The organism is Anaerococcus murdochii (genome assembly GCF_019957155.1).
In the GTDB taxonomy this organism is placed as follows: Bacteria; Bacillota; Clostridia; order Tissierellales; family Peptoniphilaceae; genus Anaerococcus; species Anaerococcus murdochii.
On record NZ_JAIPME010000002.1, the window covers coordinates 1,457,284 to 1,474,133 of the forward strand.

12 protein-coding genes are annotated in these 16,850 nt (G+C 37.0%); 11 read left to right on the forward strand and 1 reads right to left on the reverse strand.

Translation table 11 applies throughout. The features are described from left to right. Positions 1-15 precede the first annotated feature (15 nt). Both K8P03_RS07405 and K8P03_RS07410 read left to right on the forward strand, forming a co-directional pair. A complete protein-coding gene (locus K8P03_RS07405; protein ID WP_223419947.1) occupies positions 16-693 on the forward strand; it encodes an ABC transporter ATP-binding protein in 678 nt (225 codons plus the stop codon). Next, positions 656-3,157 carry an ABC transporter permease gene (locus K8P03_RS07410; RefSeq protein WP_317847328.1) on the forward strand — a complete coding sequence of 834 codons (2,502 nt, stop codon included), beginning with the start codon at positions 656-658 and terminating at the stop codon, positions 3,155-3,157. The genes K8P03_RS07405 and K8P03_RS07410 overlap by 38 nt, the downstream gene beginning before the upstream one ends. 161 nt (positions 3,158-3,318) lie before the next feature. Here K8P03_RS07410 and K8P03_RS07415 read toward each other — a convergent pair whose 3' ends face one another. Beyond that, positions 3,319-3,999 carry a phosphoribosylaminoimidazolesuccinocarboxamide synthase gene (locus K8P03_RS07415; RefSeq protein ID WP_223419952.1) on the reverse strand — a complete coding sequence of 227 codons (681 nt, stop codon included), beginning with the start codon at positions 3,997-3,999 and terminating at the stop codon, positions 3,319-3,321. Positions 4,000-4,181: 182 nt separating this feature from the next. On the opposite strand from K8P03_RS07415, the gene purE reads away from it, so the two are divergent. The 9 genes from purE to K8P03_RS07460 are packed head-to-tail and all read left to right on the forward strand — an operon-like array spanning position 4,182 to position 16,754. Continuing rightward, positions 4,182-4,661, forward strand: a complete 480-nt coding sequence (gene purE, locus K8P03_RS07420; protein WP_223419954.1) for a 5-(carboxyamino)imidazole ribonucleotide mutase — start codon at positions 4,182-4,184, stop codon at positions 4,659-4,661. Beyond that, on the forward strand, positions 4,658-5,698 hold the full coding sequence (locus K8P03_RS07425; protein ID WP_223419957.1) for a 5-(carboxyamino)imidazole ribonucleotide synthase: 1,041 nt from the start codon (positions 4,658-4,660) through the stop codon (positions 5,696-5,698). The genes purE and K8P03_RS07425 overlap by 4 nt, the downstream gene beginning before the upstream one ends. Continuing rightward, positions 5,685-9,353 carry a phosphoribosylformylglycinamidine synthase gene (locus K8P03_RS07430; RefSeq protein ID WP_223419959.1) on the forward strand — a complete coding sequence of 1,223 codons (3,669 nt, stop codon included), beginning with the start codon at positions 5,685-5,687 and terminating at the stop codon, positions 9,351-9,353. The genes K8P03_RS07425 and K8P03_RS07430 overlap by 14 nt, the downstream gene beginning before the upstream one ends. A gap of 20 nt (positions 9,354-9,373) precedes the next feature. Further along, positions 9,374-10,789: an amidophosphoribosyltransferase gene (gene purF / locus K8P03_RS07435; RefSeq protein WP_223419961.1), complete on the forward strand. Its 1,416-nt coding sequence runs from the start codon at positions 9,374-9,376 to the stop codon at positions 10,787-10,789. Further along, complete coding sequence (purM, locus tag K8P03_RS07440) at positions 10,786-11,790, forward strand: phosphoribosylformylglycinamidine cyclo-ligase (protein WP_223419963.1); 1,005 nt, start codon at positions 10,786-10,788, stop codon at positions 11,788-11,790. The genes purF and purM overlap by 4 nt, the downstream gene beginning before the upstream one ends. Then, positions 11,787-12,350, forward strand: coding sequence for a phosphoribosylglycinamide formyltransferase (purN, locus tag K8P03_RS07445; protein ID WP_223419966.1), 564 nt, complete (start codon positions 11,787-11,789; stop codon positions 12,348-12,350). Before purM ends, purN begins: the two co-directional genes overlap by 4 nt. Beyond that, complete coding sequence (gene purH / locus K8P03_RS07450; RefSeq protein ID WP_223419968.1) at positions 12,347-13,864, forward strand: bifunctional phosphoribosylaminoimidazolecarboxamide formyltransferase/IMP cyclohydrolase; 1,518 nt, start codon at positions 12,347-12,349, stop codon at positions 13,862-13,864. Before purN ends, purH begins: the two co-directional genes overlap by 4 nt. Position 13,865: 1 nt before the next feature. Beyond that, positions 13,866-15,104 carry a phosphoribosylamine--glycine ligase gene (gene purD, locus K8P03_RS07455; protein ID WP_223419970.1) on the forward strand — a complete coding sequence of 413 codons (1,239 nt, stop codon included), beginning with the start codon at positions 13,866-13,868 and terminating at the stop codon, positions 15,102-15,104. Between the two features lie 6 nt (positions 15,105-15,110). Beyond that, the gene (locus K8P03_RS07460; RefSeq protein WP_223419972.1) at positions 15,111-16,754 is read left to right on the forward strand and encodes a formate--tetrahydrofolate ligase; all 1,644 of its coding nucleotides are present in this window, start codon (positions 15,111-15,113) and stop codon (positions 16,752-16,754) included. The last annotated feature ends 96 nt before the right edge of the window (positions 16,755-16,850 follow it).

Below are 16,850 nucleotides of genomic sequence, written 5' to 3' on the forward strand. Positions count from 1 at the left end.
AAAGAGGTGATAGATATGTTAAAAGTGGAAAATTTAAAAAGATATTATAAAACAAATGATGTGGAAGTAAGAGCTCTTGATGGAGTATCTTTCGATGTAGAAAAAGGAGAATTTATTTCTATTATAGGAGCATCTGGATCTGGTAAATCAACCCTATTACATTTACTAGGAGGACTTGATTATCCTACAAGCGGAAAAGTTTTGATTGATGATACTGACATTTATGCATTGAAAGATGATGAGAGAACAATTTTTAGAAGAAGAAATATTGGTTTTGTCTTTCAAGCATATAATCTTTTGCCAATGTTAAATGTGTATGAGAATATAATTATTCCCTTTGGTCTAGATGGGGATGTGGTAGATAAGAAATATGTTGATTCCGTAATAGACATTCTAGAGATAAGTGATCAAAAATATAAAATGCCAAACGAATTATCTGGTGGACAGCAACAAAGAGTTGCTATAGCAAGAGCCTTGGTTACCAAACCTTCTTTAATTTTAGCTGACGAACCTACAGGAAATTTAGATTCAAAATCATCTTCTCAAGTTGTTTACTTACTAAAAAAGATTAATAAAGAGCTTGGAAATACTATTCTTATGATCACTCACGATGATGCGGTAGCTCAAGCCGCAGAAAGAACTTTAAGGATAGAAGATGGAAGGCTGGCGGGAAAAAATGAAAGTCAAAAATAAAGCTTATATAAGACGTCTTGCAAAAAGTATTTTAAATGCGAATAAAAGCAGGAGAAATATTCTCTTATTAGCAATTGCCTTAACTTCTATACTATTTACGAGCCTATTTTCAGTAGCCTTAGGGTTAGGAAAGAGCATGGAAACCCAAACAATGAAAACTATTGGTACAATCAGCCATGGCTGTTTTAAAGAACTTTCTGACAAAGACATAAATATTTTATCCAAGGATAAAGACATAAAGGATTTTTCAATAAGAGAGAAAGTTGGTATTCTTAATGATGAAAAAATAAGTGCAGAACTATCCTATATGGACAAAAATGGATTTGAATGGTCGCTAATAGAAAAAGTTAAAGGGAAATTTCCTGAAAAAGAAAACGACGTATTTATAGATTTAGCAACTGCAAAAAAATTAGGTTATAAGGGTGAAATTGGAGAAGAGATTGAAATTCCCTACAATATAGAAAAACCTTACACAGGAGAAATTATCGAAAATAAAAGTGATAAATTTATTATATCGGGGACTTTTCAAAATCCTATTGACTCTAATGTCGGTGTAGGTCAAATCTATTTATCAAAAGCTTATGTAGATAAATTATCCCTTCCAAAAAATAATAGCGATTTGGGAGTAATGTTAAATAATTCTTTTAAGATAGGGGATAAGCTTTTAAAAATTGCTGAGAGAAATGGTTATAAAGTGGTAGATGACCCTGGAAATCTATCCGACAAAGAAATAAGGATTGGTGTTAACTTTGCCTATCTTTTATCTGGTGATTCTAGTTTTGATTTTAAAACATTTCTACCCTTCTTAGCTTTTTTGATTTTGGTAATAGTCGCGGGATATCTGATAATAAATAATATTTTTAAGATATCCGTAAATGAAGATATTAAACTTCTAGGACTTTTAAAAACAATTGGAATGACAAAGCCACAAATCAAAAGGCTTATTCATCTTGAGTCTTTAGCAGTCGCACTTCCTTCAATAATAATTGGAGATATAATTGGAATTTCTATCGGAAAAATCATTTTAAACAAAATATTTGCAAGTAATGAGATGTTAACGGATGTAAAATTATCACTTGCTGTAATAATCTTAATTATCTTATTTTCGACAGCCTTTACATTGCTTACAGTATTTCTATCAGTGATGAGACCAGCTAGGTTCGCAGCAAAAGTTTCTCCAATAGATGCCAGCAGATACAATGAAATCCAAATAAAAAATAAGTATAAAAGCGAGGATATTTCTCTAGGTAAACTTGCTAGAAGACAAGTATTTTCCAATAAATTTAGATTTATATCCATAGTTCTATCTATTAGCCTTTCTGCAGTTATTTTGAATAGTGTCTTAACTTATACAAGCAATATTGATCTAGAAAAGGGAATTTCTGATGTAATTGCAACGGACTATAATATAGCAAGCCCAAAATATTTTAGGTATATGTACTCAGGAAGTGAAGACGGTATTAATGAAAAGTATATTGGTGAAATAGAAAACCATAAAGGATTTAAAAGTGGAGGTGCCTTATATTCATACGGATATGAGTACACATATCCGGTTATAAAAATAGAAGACAATAAAGTTGCTCCAATATTATTGGGAATAGATGATTATTTAATAAATAAACAAAAAATAATAGATGGAGAATTTGATAAAGAAAAATGGCAAACAGGAAATTATGTTATCATAGGAGAATATGGAGATAAAAAATCTGCATTTAAAGCTGGCGATAAAATAAAGATCAAAGTAAAAAATAGCATCAAAGAAGTCCAAATTATGGGAAAGATTAATTATAATTTTTCCGATGGATTGAGATATTTTCCTATTATCCAGGAAAATCAATTTGATGAGTCTAGCCCTGAGTTAGATTTAGAATATTTTTATTTAAATCCTAATTTGTACAAAGAACTCACAGGTGATAATAGTATAATGTCCTATGGATTTGATGTAGTAGATAGCGAAAAGGAAAATTTTGATAAGTTATTAAAATCTTTTGAAAATGAACCAGGATTTTCCTATGACTCAAGAGATCTTCAAATAAAGTCTTTTAAAGATTTCAAAAATCTTATAGAATTTGTGGGTTATAGTTTATCTATAGTATTGTTTTTAATTTCTGTACTGAATTTTATAAATGTTATTGCTACTGAAATTTTGAGAAATATGGTTAACTTATCAATTCTTGAAGCAATTGGAATGACAAAGAAAAATATTAAAAAATATTTGGTGAAAAAGAATTTGATCTATTCTTTATGTGGCTTAATATTTTCTTTCATCATTATGCTTCTTGTAGATAAATACATCTTGATGGATTTTATTGAACAGACTCAGTGGACTTCCTATAAATTTGTAATCATGCCACTTATACTTGTAAACTTTGTAAATATTATCATTGGTATAATATTTACAGGTAGATTCTATGAAAAGCATAGCCAAAATAGTCTTGTAGATAGAATAAGAAGTTTAGAATAAAAATTTCATCTTTAAATATAAAGATTTTATTGAGTTTCGATTTATAAATCTATAGTATAATAACATTATTAAAAAACAAATGTGTATACCAAATATATATAACTGAGATTTTCAATAAAATAAAATCCCTTTTTAAGTTTTTTAAAAAGGGATTTTTATAATTAGTCTAAAACCAAATCAGTAAGTCTAAGTGGTTCGATATATTCATCGCCCTTGTAGACTCTCATGTTGCCGCCAGATATTTCATCTATTAGGATGACTTTGTCATTTTCATCTAGGCCGAATTCTAGTTTTATATCATAAAGGTCAAGATTTTTTTCTTTTAGGATGTCACGGATTATGCCGCAAATTTCTTTTGTAAGCCTTTTTAGTTCTTCATATTGGTCAGCTGTTGCGATATTTAGAACTTCTAGGCAGTCTTTAGAAATTGTAGGGTCGCCTGCTGCGTCATCTTTGATTGTTACTTCAAAAAATGCGTCAAGTGGAGCGCCTTCTTCTATGTATTTGCCGTATCTTTTGTAAAAAGATCCTACAGCCCTGTATCTGCAAATAAATTCAAGACCCTTGCCAAATACTCTAGCTTTTCTAACTTCCATTGTGTTTTCACTTACATTTGCTTTTACATAATGGGTTGGGATATTTTTTTCATTTAGTTTATTAAAGAAAAATTCTGTCATCCTAAGACCTGCATTGCCTGCGCCTTCTATTGATAGGCCGACTTGGTTTTCACCTGGGTCAAAAACGCCGTCCTTGCCTGTAACGTCGTCTTTAAATTTCATCAAGATGTTGCCATTTTCGAGGCTGTAGATGTTCTTAGTCTTGCCTTTGTAAATTAAATCCATTATTTTCTCCTTATACATTTACAATAATGATATAATACTTACGACTTTCTTACAAATAAATTTTATTTACTAAGAATAATTTGTCAAGCCGACTTCATAAAAAATTTAATTTTCACTTTACCATTGAAAAAAATAATAAAATAGATATACTAATTTTGTAGAAGAAAAGTTAAGGAGTTAAAATGTCAAAAATAGCTGTCATAATGGGTTCAAAATCTGACTACAAGACTATGAAAGAGTGCTGTGCTGTACTTGATAAGTTTGGCATAGACTACGATAAGAGGGTTGTTAGTGCGCATAGGACACCTGAGTTAATGGTTGACTTTGCGAAAAATGCTAGGAAAAACGGCTACAGCCTTATTATTGCTGCGGCTGGTGGTGCTGCACATTTGCCAGGTATGGTTGCTGCGTCAACTACTCTACCTGTGATTGGTGTCCCAATTAAATCATCAACCCTAAACGGCGTTGACTCGCTTCTTTCTATTGTGCAAATGCCATATGGTGTGCCTGTTGCAACCATGGCTATAGGAGAGGCAGGTGCAAAAAACGCTGCTATTACTGCCCTTGCAATTCTTGCTATAAACGACGAAAAATTAGCAGAAAAGTACAGGGATTTTAAAATTGAATTAGAAAATATAGTAAAGGAAGATATGAAAATATGATCAAGACTATATTACCCAAAAGCACTATCGGTATAATCGGTGGCGGCCAACTTGGAAGGATGCTCGCTATGAGCGCAAAGGAAATGGGCTATAAAGTAGCAATTCTAGATCCGGGTGAAGACGCCTGCGCAAGAAAATTTGCAGATTATTTTATCCATAGTGCTTTTAATGTATACGAAAATATCGAAAAACTTTGCAAAATGAGTGATGTAGTGACTTTTGAGTTTGAAAATATAGATATAGAGTCCTATAAGAAACTTGAAAATAAGTACAATTTCGTCCAATCTTCAAGGCTTTTGGAAATTAGTCAGCACAGGCTAAGAGAGAAGGAATATGCCAAATCACTTGGGATTCCAACTGTAAAATACTTTGATGCAAACATTGACGATTACGATATTAACGGCAAGTATGTCATGAAAACCACCAGGTTTGGCTATGACGGCAAGGGGCAAAAAATTATTTCTTCAAATGAGGAAGTTGAAAAAGATACTATCCTTGAAGAATTAATCAACCTTGATAAGGAGATTTCTGTAGTTGCTGTTAAGGATATCGAGGGAATCGAGATTGTGGCTGTGGTTGAAAATGAACACAGAAACAACATTCTCTATAGGTCAAATATTCCAGCAAGAATTACAGAGGACCAAGAAGCTAAGGCTATCGATTATACAAAAAGAATCCTAGCCGACAATGACTATTATGGAGTTCTTACAGTTGAGTATTTCATATCAAATGGAGAGGTAATTTTCAATGAGATTGCCCCAAGAGTGCACAATTCTGGCCATATTACCCAAGAATCAGCGACCAAATCCCAATTTAGGGCCCACATAGAAGGTATTTGCGGACTTAAGGTAGGAAAAATCGAAAACAGGGAAGCGACTTTATATAATATCCTAGGCCAAAACGAAGAATATTTTATAAACCTAATCACCAAGAAACAAGGCTACCTTCACTTATACGAAAAGGAAGCTCGCCACAACAGGAAAATCGGACACATGAACTTTTTAGGAAGCGTATATTTGGAGGATGACTTTGAATAAAAGAATATTTGTACAAAAAAGACCAGCCTATGACAGGGAAAGTGAAAATTTAAAAAATCTTTTTAATAGGGACTTTGATCTAGACTTAAAAGACCTTAAGACTTATGTAATCTACGACCTTTATAACATAAGCGATGACCTTTATGAAAAATCAAAAACTAGAGTTTTTTCAGAAATAATGACAGACCAGGTTTTTGAAGAACTTGATTTATCTGGCAGAACATACATAGCCTACGAAACCCTCCCAGCCCAATATGACCAAAGGTCAGACTCTGCAATGCAGGCCCTAAAGTTAATTGACGATAAGGTAGATGTCTTGGTAAGGGCAGGCAAACTTGTTGTTTTAGACGGGGAAGTTTCAGAGGAAAAACTAAAAGAAATTAAAAAATACCTTATAAACCCAATCGAATCAAGCGAAAAAGACCTTGGTAAAATGGACTTTGCCATAGATTCACAGATGAAACCTCTAAAAGATTTAAGAGGTTTTAGGAATTATGGAAAAGAAGAATTAGAAGGACTTATTAAAGACCTTTCTCTAGCCCTAGATTTAGAAGATTTAGAATTTATCCAAGACCATTACAAAAAAGAAGAAAGGGATCCAAGTGAAACTGAAATCTACGTCCTAGATGTATTTTGGTCTGACCACTGCAGGCACACAACCTTTGAAACAAGCCTTGATGAGGTAAAAATCAGCTCAAAACTTTTCCAAAAGGAAATGCAAGACGCCTTTGATTATTATTTGAAATTAAGGGAAGAACTTGGAATTACAAAGGCAATTAGGCTTATGGATATGGCATCAATCTTTGGCAAATACCACACCAAGGTTTTGGGCGATACCAATATTGAAGTTTCTGAAGAAATTAACGCTTGTTCCTTCTTTACAGAAATTGAAAATAAGGGCAAGAAGGAAAGGTGGCTTATCCAATTTAAAAACGAAACCCACAACCACCCTTCAGAAATCGAGCCATTTGGCGGTGCTTCAACCTGTATAGGCGGTGCCATCAGAGATCCACTTTCAGGAAGGTCCTATGTTTACCAAGCTATGAGGGTGTCAGGTGCGGGCAATATCCTAGAAAAAAGAGAAGAAACCCTTGCCAACAAGCTACCACAAGTTGAAATTTCAAAGGGTAAGGCCTTAGGAAATTCTTCTTATGGTAACCAAATTGGCCTTGCGACTACCTTTGTTAGAGAAATCTACGACCCTTCTTATGTTGCAAAAACCATGGAAGTTGGGGCAGTTGTAGGAGCTGTTAAAGACGGTGATTACAAGAGAGAAGAGCTTGTTCCTGGTGATATAGTTGTCATGATTGGCGGCAGAACTGGTCGTGACGGCATCCAAGGAGCGTCAGGATCATCTGTAATCCACGATGACTCATCCCTAACTACAGCTTCAAGTCAGGTTCAAAAGGGAAACCCAGTCGAAGAGAGAAAAATCCAAAGACTCTTTAGAAAACCAGAAGTCACAAGACTTGTCAAAAAATCAAACGACTTCGGTGCTGGTGGTGTATCTGTAGCCATAGGCGAGCTTTCAGAAGGTATTGAAATCTTCCTTGACAGGGTTAAAACCAAGTATAAGGGACTTAATCCAACTGAAATAGCTATTTCTGAATCTCAGGAAAGAATGGCAGTAGGTATAGATAAAAAAGACTACGAGGCCTTTGTAAAAGAGTGTGAGAAAGAAAATCTCGAATACGTTCACGTTGCAAACATAACCGACAGAAACCGCCTAGAAATGTACTACGAAGACGCAAAAATTGTAGACTTTAGCGCAGAATTTTTAGCAACAGCAGGTGTCAGAAAACACGCCCAGGCAGATTTGGTTGATAATGTAAGGGAAAATCCTTTTGTCAAAAAAGAAGTCACTAAGGAAGCAATCCTAGATGAGCTAAAAGATTTAAATGTGACCAACCAAAAGGGTATGGTTTCAATGTTTGACTCAACAGTAGGTGCCCAAACAGTAATGATGCCATTTTCAGGCAAGGAAAGGATAACTCCAGTCCAAGCCTCAGTTGCAGCCATTCCGACACTTTATTCAACACCAGATACAGCGACCATATTGGCCTACGGTTTTATACCAAAGATTTCAAAATATTCTCCATTCCTATCAAGCATTTACGCAGTATTAGAATCTGTGGCAAAAGTTTATGCGGTTGGTGGAAATAAGGAAGATTTGTACTTCTCCTTCCAAGAATATTTTGAAAAACTCTTAGATGACCCAGAAAAATGGGGCAAGGTAAGCCAGGCAATGCTTGGTTCAATCATAGCCCAAAGGGAAATTGGTAGACCTTCTATAGGTGGAAAAGACTCAATGTCAGGATCTTTTAACGACCTAAATGTAGTTGAAACCTTGATTTCCTTTGCATGTACACCAGTAAAAATCGAAGACGTAATTACACCAGACCTTAAAAAAGTCGGTAATAAATTATATATAATAGAAATAGAAAAAGACGAAAAGGCCTATCCAAACCTAGCTAAGGCCATGGCAGACTTTGAGAAATTAAATTCTTATATCAAGGATAAAAAGGTCGTTTCCGCTTATGTCCAAGATTTTGGATCAGTCACTTCATCCTTAATCAAGATGTCTTTAGGAAATAAATTAGGATTTACTATTGATTATGACAAGGCCCTTGATTTCAATCCTTGCTCAATCGTCGTAGAATCTAATTGTGATTTAGACTTTAAGGAAATTGGTAGGGTGAGCGAAGAAATTTCTATAAATGGAATTAAAATCGACCTTGATGATGCTGAAAAATCCTACATGTCAACCTTAGAGGAAATCTATCCAACCTACTACAACAAAAATGATGGTAAGGTTGAAAATCTCGTATCAGAAAAAACTGAAGCTGTCTATTACAAGGAAAAAGTTGATGAGGTTAAGGTAGTAATTCCAGTATTTCCTGGCACTAACTCAGAATACGATACCCAAAAGGCCTTTGAAGAGGCAGGCGCATCTGTAACTCAAGTTGTCTTTACAAATACAAAGGAAGACGATATTGAAAAATCAATCGATGCCTTTGTTAAGGAAATTAAATCTTCCCACATCATAGCCTTCCCTGGTGGATTTTCTGCAGGTGATGAGCCAGATGGGTCAGCGAAATTTATAGTAAATATCCTAAAAAATGACAAGGTAAAAGATGCAATTCACGCCCACCTTGCTGACAAAAAGCTAATCCTTGGTATTTGTAACGGCTTCCAAGCCCTTATAAAATCTGGACTTTTACCTTATGGAAAGATCACAGACCTTGACGAAAACGACCTAAGCCTCTTTAGGAATGTTGGTTTTAGGCATATATCAGATACAGCTATTACTAGAGTGGCATCTACCAAGTCACCATGGACCCAAGGATTTGAAATTGGTGACCTTCATGAACTTGTATTTAGCCACGGAGAAGGAAGACTCGTTGGAAATAATATAGAGAAATTCAAACACCTTGCAGCCTTCCAATATGTAGACGCCGATGGGGATGCGACCTTAAACGGCAAATACAATCCAAATGGATCAGCCCTAGCCATAGAGGGAATGGTGAGTGAAGATGGTCTAATATTAGGAAAGATGGGCCATTCAGAAAGGTCTTACAAGACCCTTTACAAAACCAATACCCTAAAGGATAGGCAAGACATATTTAAAAATGGTGTGAAATATTTTACTAGATAGATTTTTTATAAGGAGTAAGGATGTTTGGAATTTGGAATATAGAAAAGGCTCCAAGTGTTGCCTTTTATGCCCTTCACGCCCTTCAACACAGGGGCCAACAAGGTGCAGGAATTGTCTCAACAGAAAGAACTAGACTTAGGGGATACAGAAATGTTGGTCTCTTAGCAGATGTTTTTAAGGATAATGGAAAACTAGAAAAAATCGATGGATCAGCTGCCTTGGGTGCCCTTTGGTACTCAAGCGGCAATTCTACCAACGTTCAAAATATAGAACCACTTTTGTATAAATTTAACGACGGCCACCTAGGAATTGCCATGAACGGAAATTTAAATAACGCCAAATGGTTAAGAGCCGAGCTTGAAGATGAGGGAGCAGTTTTCCACTCAGAAAGCCATGCAGAAATCATCATGCACCTAATTAGAAGGTCCAGAAAAGAAAGTATCGAAGAAAGATTTAAGGAAGCTTTAAACAAGCTTAAGGGATCATTTTCTGTAATGCTTCTAACCCAAGATGCCTTATATGGTGCCGTTGATAGACACGCAACAAGGCCTCTAGTCCTTGGAAAACTCGGAGATTCTTACACAATCGCTTCGGAGTCTTGTGCCCTAAATGTTATTGGAGCAGACTTTCTAAAGGATATTTCTGCTGGTGAAATTATAAAAATTGACGATGAAGGTTACGAAATAGGAAGCTTCACAGAAGCGTCAAATATAGCCATCGAATCCATGGAATTTATTTATTTTGCAAGGCCTGACTCAACCATCCTTGGCAAAAACGTCCACATAGTAAGGAAAAATACCGGTAGGGTTTTGGCGAGAGAATATCCTGTGGAAGCTGACATAGTTGTCGGTGTACCAAATTCTTCATTATCTCTTGCAACAGGTTATGCGGAAGAAATCGGCCTTCCATACGAGATGGGCCTTATCAAAAACCAATACATAGGAAGGACCTTTATCGAGCCTTCCCAAAATCTTAGGGATATTGCAGTAAAGATGAAATTATCAGCTCTTTCTGATGTTGTGAGAAATAAGAGGGTAATCCTACTTGATGACTCAATCGTAAGAGGCACTACCTCAAAGAGAATCATTTCCATGCTTAAAAAGGCAGGAGCAAGCGAAGTTCACTTAAGGATAGGTTCACCAGAGATAATCTTCCCATCTTTTTCTGGAATTGATATGAAAACCTCCAAGGAACTAATCGCTGCCAACCTTACAAAAGACGAAGTAAGGGATTTGATCGGTGCAGATAGTTTGGAATTTATAAGTGTTGAAGGCCTTAAGGAAGCGGTTGGCTTTGACTTTGACAGTCCAAATAAGGGAATTTCCCTAGATATTTTCACAGGCGACTATGTCGAAGGCTTAGGAAATTACGAAGAAGAATTTAAGGCGGAACTTACAGATATACAAAAAGAATTTTTAGCAAAGGGGAGTAAATGAGCGAGAAATACAAGGCGGCAGGTGTTAGCCTAAATGCCGGTTATGAATCAGTTGAGAGAATAAAAAAACACGTCGAATCCACAAAAAACAAGGGCATGATGGATATGATTGGATCTTTTGGCGGAGCCTTTGACCTTTCTGCCTACGGTTTTAAAAATCCAGTTCTTGTTAGCGGGACAGACGGGGTTGGAACCAAGCTTAAGCTTGCTTTTGACATGGATAAGCACGACACAATCGGCATCGACGCTGTTGCCATGTGTGTTAATGACATCCTTGCCCAAGGCGCAATTCCACTTTTCTTCCTAGACTACATTGCCTGTGGCAAAAACGACCCAGCCCAAATCGAAGCTATTGTAAAGGGTGTGGCTGATGGTTGTAGGCAGGCGGGGGCAGCTTTAGTAGGCGGGGAAACTGCTGAAATGCCAGGTTTTTATAAGGAAGGCGAATACGACATAGCAGGTTTTGCTGTTGGAGCTGCCGAAAAGGAAGATTTAATAAATCCAGAAAACACAAAGCCTGGCCAAGCGGTAATTGGTATTCCATCTACTGGTTTTCATTCAAATGGATTTTCACTAATTAGAAAGGTCCTAAAGGATGAAAATATAAGCTTAAATGACGAATTTAACGGGGAAACCATTGGCGAGGCCCTATTAAGACCTACAAGGATCTACGCTGAGGAAGTAAAAACTTTATTAGAAAATGTAAAGATTGCTGGCATTTCCCACATCACAGGTGGTGGCTTTATAGAAAACCTACCAAGAGCCCTCAAAAAAGGTCTGGGCATGAAAATTTACAGGGATTCTTATGAGGTTCCAGAAATTTTCAAGTTTATTGAAGAAGAAGGCAAAATCGATCACGACGAGATGTACCAAGTCTTTAATATGGGAGTAGGCCTTGCAGTAATTGTTGATGATGCTGACAAGGAAAAAGTCCTTGACCTAATCGACGACGCCTTTATCCTAGGAGAAGTCACAGATCAGGAAGGAATCGTCCTTCTATGAAAAAAATAGGAATATTTGCCTCTGGGACAGGCACAAACTTCGATGCTTTGGCAAGTTCAGATGAGATAAAAAAACTGGCAGACATTGAAATCATGGTTTGCGACAAGCCTGGAGCCAAGGTTATAAAAAAAGCTGAGGATAAAAATATTAAGACCTTTGTCTTTAATCCAAAAGACTATGACAATAAGGCAGCCTACGAAAAAGAAATCTTAGAAAAGGTAAAAGACCTAGATTATATTTTCCTAGCAGGTTATATGAGGATTTTATCTAAAGATTTTCTAGAAAAATTTAAGGGCAAGGTGGTTAATATACATCCTTCCCTCCTTCCAAAATATAAGGGCATAGAGTCAATCAAAAGGGCTTACGAAGCGGGAGAGGAATATATCGGAGTTACAATCCATTACGTAAACGAAGAAATCGACGGCGGAGAAATCCTCGCGCAAGATAAGTTTAAGGTTGATTATACAAAGAGTCTAGATGAGATAGAAAGTCAGGTTCATGACCTAGAGCATAGGCTTTACATAAAGACAGGAGCAGAAATCTTAAAGGGGGAAAAATGAAAAGAGCATTGATAAGTGTGAGCGATAAGGCTGGTGTTGCAGATTTTGCCAAAGGTCTTGTGGCAAATGGTTTTGAAATAATTTCTACAGGTGGGACTTTAAACCACCTTAGGGAAAATGGAGTTGATTGCATTTCCATAGAAGACTACACAGGATTTCCAGAAATTTTAGAAGGTAGGGTAAAGACCCTTCATCCAAAAGTTCATGGTGGTCTTCTTTCAAAAAGAGATAATGATAGCCATATTGAAGAGCTTAAGGCCAATGAGATAGGCTATATAGACCTAATTTGCGTTAATCTTTATCCTTTCGCAGAAACCCTTGCTAAAGTTGGGGTAAGCCATGATGAAATAATTGAAAACATCGACATCGGTGGTCCTTCTATGCTAAGATCTGCTGCAAAAAATTATAAATTTGTAACAGTTGTCACAGATAAAAATGACTATGAAACTATTCTTAAGGAATTAGAAGAAAAGGGAGAGACAAGCCTAGAAACAAGACAAAGGCTTGCAGGCAAAGTTTTTAGCAAAACAGCCCAATACGATTCTCTAATCGCTTCTTATTTTAATAAAATAAATGGAAGTGAAGAAACTTTGAATTTAACATTTAGATTAGAAGACGAACTAAGGTATGGAGAAAATCCTCACCAAAAAGCGGCCTTCTACGTTTCAGACGAGGAAGTTTCCTATGCCCTTCAAGATTGTGTCCAATTACATGGCAAGAAAATGTCTTACAACAATATCCAAGACGCCTCAGCTGCCCTTGATATTTTGCAAGAATTTGACGAGACAGTTTGTGTTGGCCTTAAACACATGAACCCATGCGGGGTTGCCACAGGAAAGACTGTTTATGAGGCATGGACTAGGGCTTTTGAAGCAGATCCTGTTTCTATTTTTGGTGGAATTGTTGCTATTAACGGCACAATTGATAAGAAAACTGCAGAAAAAATGCACGAAATTTTCCTTGAAATAATTCTTGCCTATGACTACGAAGACGAAGCCCTAGAAATCCTAGAAAAGAAGAAAAACGTTAGAATTTATAAGATTCCAAAGAAAACTAATAAAAATCCAAAATTAATAAAATCTGTAAGAGGCGGAATCCTAGTCCAAGATTACGATGACAAGGTTTTTGAAAAACTAGAAACAGTTACAGATACAAAGGTCAGCAAAGAAGACCTAAAGGACCTAGAATTTGCCTACAAGATTGTAAAACACGTCAAATCAAATGCAATCTTACTTGCCAAGGACGGCCAAACTGTAGGTGTGGGTGCTGGTCAAATGAATAGGGTAGGTGCAGCTGAAATTGCCTTTAAACAAGCAGGCGATAAGGCAAAGGGCGCAGTCCTTGCATCAGATGCTTTCTTCCCATTCAGGGATAGCGTTGATGAGGCAGCGGGACACGACATCAAGGCCATCATCCAACCAGGTGGATCAATAAGAGACCAAGAATCAATCGAAGCTTGTAACGAAAACGGCATAGCCATGGTATTTACTGGTATGCGCCACTTTAAACATTAATATGGCAAGGGTATTAGTAGTAGGAAATGGCGGCAGGGAGCATGCCATTTCTGATAAATTATATAGGGAAGGCCACGAAATATTTATGCTGGGAGAAAATCCTGGCGTGGCCCAGTTTGGAACATGCATCACTTGCGAGGTCGGAGAGCTTCCAGCTTTTTGCAAGGAAAATGCAATTGACCTGGTTTTTGTAGGTCCAGAAGCCTTTTTGGTTGACGGAATCGTAGACCTTTTAGAAAAAGAAAATATTAGGGTCTTTGGCCCAAATAAGGCCGCTGCCATCCTTGAAGGCTCAAAGGCTTTTGCCAAAGATTTGATGAAAAAATATGACATACCAACAGCATCCTATGAGACTTTTACAGATTACGAAAAAGCTCTAGCTTATGTTGAAAAATCTGAGTTTCCTTTGGTAATCAAAGCTGATGGAATAGCTGCAGGTAAGGGTGTAATTATTGCCCAAGATCTCGAAGAGGGAAGAGAAGCCCTCAAAGAGATTATGGTTGATCAGAAATTTGCAGAAGCTGGTGCATCTGTTGTTATAGAAGAATTTCTTGAGGGAGAAGAATTTTCCCTCCTAGCCTTTGTGTCAGGCGAAATAGTTATGCCTATGAAGGTTGTCCAAGACCACAAGAGGGCCTATGACAACGACCAAGGCCTAAATACTGGAGGCATGGGCGTTTATATGCCAATTAAGCACATCACTGACGCAGATATTGAAGAAGCCTTAGAAAAGGTCCTAAAACCAACAGCTAAGGATATGATTAAGGAAGGCCGCCCATTTAAGGGAATCTTATTTGCAGGCCTTATGAAAACCAAGGATGGAATAAAAACTATAGAATACAACGTCCGTTTTGGTGACCCTGAGACAGAAATTATCCTCTTGTCTATGGAAACTTCCCTTTACGACTTGGCTCAGGCAGTCCTAGACGGTAGGGAAATGGAAATTAAGTGGAAGGATAGGGCCTATATAGGAGTTGTCCTTGCATCAAAGGGTTATCCAGAATCCTATGAGAAAGGTTTTGAAATTACAGGTCTTGACGGCCTTGATTCAAAAGTTTTCCATATGGGTACAAAGGAAAGTGACGGAAAGATTCTTACAAATGGCGGCAGGGTTTTAATCGTGTGTGCCGAAGGAGAAACTTTGGCAGAAGCGAGAGAAGCCGCCTATAGGGACGTTGAAAAAATCAAGTGTGACAATCTTTTCTATAGAAAAGACATCGGACATTTATCATTAAAGTGAGGGAAAATGAAGACTGATTACGAAATATCTTTACAAGCAAAGAAAGAAAAAATAGAAGACGTTGCAGCAAAGATTGGCATTTCAGCCGATAAATTAATAAAATATGGTGACTACAAGGCAAAGATAAAAAGAGAAAATTTTGATAATTTATCTGAAAATCTTGTTTTAGTCACATCTATAAACCCAACCTCATCTGGGGAAGGAAAATCAACTGTTACTGTAGGCCTATCTGATGGTTTAAATAAAATTGGCAAAAAATCTACAGTTGCACTTAGGGAACCATCTTTTGGACCAGTTCTTGGTAGAAAAGGTGGGGCAACAGGCGGAGGCTTCGCCCAAGTTGTGCCAATGGATGAGATAAATCTACATTTTAATGGGGACTTTCACGCCATCACATCTGCCCACAATGCGATTATGGCCCTAATTAATAACCATATCTTCCAAGGAAACGAACTTGGTTTTAAGGAAGTTTTGTTTAACTATGTCATGGACATGAACGAAAGGGCCCTTAGAAGGATAAAAATCAACGCTAATGGCAAGGACGAGAGAGATTCCTCTTTTGACATCACAGTTGCAAGTGAAATCATGGCTATTTTATGCCTTGCAGAAGATCTAGAAGACCTAAGGTCTAGGATTGGCGATATCATGGTAGGCTATAACCAAGATGACAAACCTATTTTTGCAAAAGATATGGGCGTTGAAGGTGTAGTTGTGGCCATCCTTAAAGATGCCATGAATCCAAACCTTGTTCAATCTTTGGAAAACAACCCAGCAATCATCCACGGCGGCCCATTTGCCAATATTGCCCACGGCTGTAACTCTGTTATTGCAACAAAAACAGCCCTTAAATACTCCGATTATGTAATCACAGAAGCAGGTTTTGGTGCAGATCTAGGTGCTGAGAAATTCTTAGACATCAAATGTAGGGTTTCAGGTCTAAGACCAAAGGCAGCTGTTGTAGTTGCAACAATCAAGGCCCTTAAACTTCACGGCGGGGTTGATGAAAGTAAGCTCACCGAAGAAAATCTTGATGCCCTAAAAGAAGGGGTTAAAAACCTTGAAAAGCACGTAGAAAACATGAGAAAATACAATCTTCCTGTAATAGTTGCCCTCAATGAATTTGTGACAGATACAGATGCTGAAATCAAATTTATGGAAGACTGGGCAAGGGACTTTGACGTTGAATTTTCCCTAACCCAAGTATGGGCAAAAGGCGGTGACGGTGCGATTGACCTTGCTAATAAACTTGTGAATTTAGTTGAAAATAATAAGGAAGAAATGAAACTTCTTTACAAAGATGACCTATCAACAGAAGAGAAAATCAACACCATCGCCAAGGAAATCTACGGTGCAGGCAAGGTTAACTTTACAGATGAAGCAAGGGCGGTCCTTGATAAAATCGACCAACTGGGCTACAGGAATTTCCCAGTATGTATGGCTAAAACCCCAGCATCCCTAACAGATGATGGCAAAATTAAGGGTAGACCTCAAGGCTTTGAAATTACAGTTTCTGATATTAAAATCAAGACTGGATCAAGGTTTATAGTTGCCTACCTTAACAAGGTCCTAACTATGCCAGGCCTACCAAAACATCCAAACGCCCTAGACATTGATGTTGACGAAAATGATAATATAATAAACTTATTCTAGAAAATATAAGAAGGAAAGCAAGTTGAAAGACAAAATCATTAAATTTAAGGAAAATTTAGCTTATTATATAAAATCCTTGTACCTTACGAGTTCATA

Excerpts from the sequence above, each read along its gene's own strand:
- K8P03_RS07405 (WP_223419947.1), top strand. The coding sequence starts at position 16 with ATGTTAAAAGTGGAAAATTTAAAAAGATATTATAAAACAAATGATGTG.
- K8P03_RS07410 (WP_317847328.1), top strand. The coding sequence starts at position 656 with ATGGAAGGCTGGCGGGAAAAAATGAAAGTCAAAAATAAAGCTTATATA.
- K8P03_RS07415 (WP_223419952.1), bottom strand. The coding sequence starts at position 3,999 with ATGGATTTAATTTACAAAGGCAAGACTAAGAACATCTACAGCCTCGAA.
- purE (WP_223419954.1), top strand. The coding sequence starts at position 4,182 with ATGTCAAAAATAGCTGTCATAATGGGTTCAAAATCTGACTACAAGACT.
- K8P03_RS07425 (WP_223419957.1), top strand. The coding sequence starts at position 4,658 with ATGATCAAGACTATATTACCCAAAAGCACTATCGGTATAATCGGTGGC.
- K8P03_RS07430 (WP_223419959.1), top strand. The coding sequence starts at position 5,685 with ATGACTTTGAATAAAAGAATATTTGTACAAAAAAGACCAGCCTATGAC.
- purF (WP_223419961.1), top strand. The coding sequence starts at position 9,374 with ATGTTTGGAATTTGGAATATAGAAAAGGCTCCAAGTGTTGCCTTTTAT.
- purM (WP_223419963.1), top strand. The coding sequence starts at position 10,786 with ATGAGCGAGAAATACAAGGCGGCAGGTGTTAGCCTAAATGCCGGTTAT.
- purN (WP_223419966.1), top strand. The coding sequence starts at position 11,787 with ATGAAAAAAATAGGAATATTTGCCTCTGGGACAGGCACAAACTTCGAT.
- purH (WP_223419968.1), top strand. The coding sequence starts at position 12,347 with ATGAAAAGAGCATTGATAAGTGTGAGCGATAAGGCTGGTGTTGCAGAT.
- purD (WP_223419970.1), top strand. The coding sequence starts at position 13,866 with ATGGCAAGGGTATTAGTAGTAGGAAATGGCGGCAGGGAGCATGCCATT.
- K8P03_RS07460 (WP_223419972.1), top strand. The coding sequence starts at position 15,111 with ATGAAGACTGATTACGAAATATCTTTACAAGCAAAGAAAGAAAAAATA.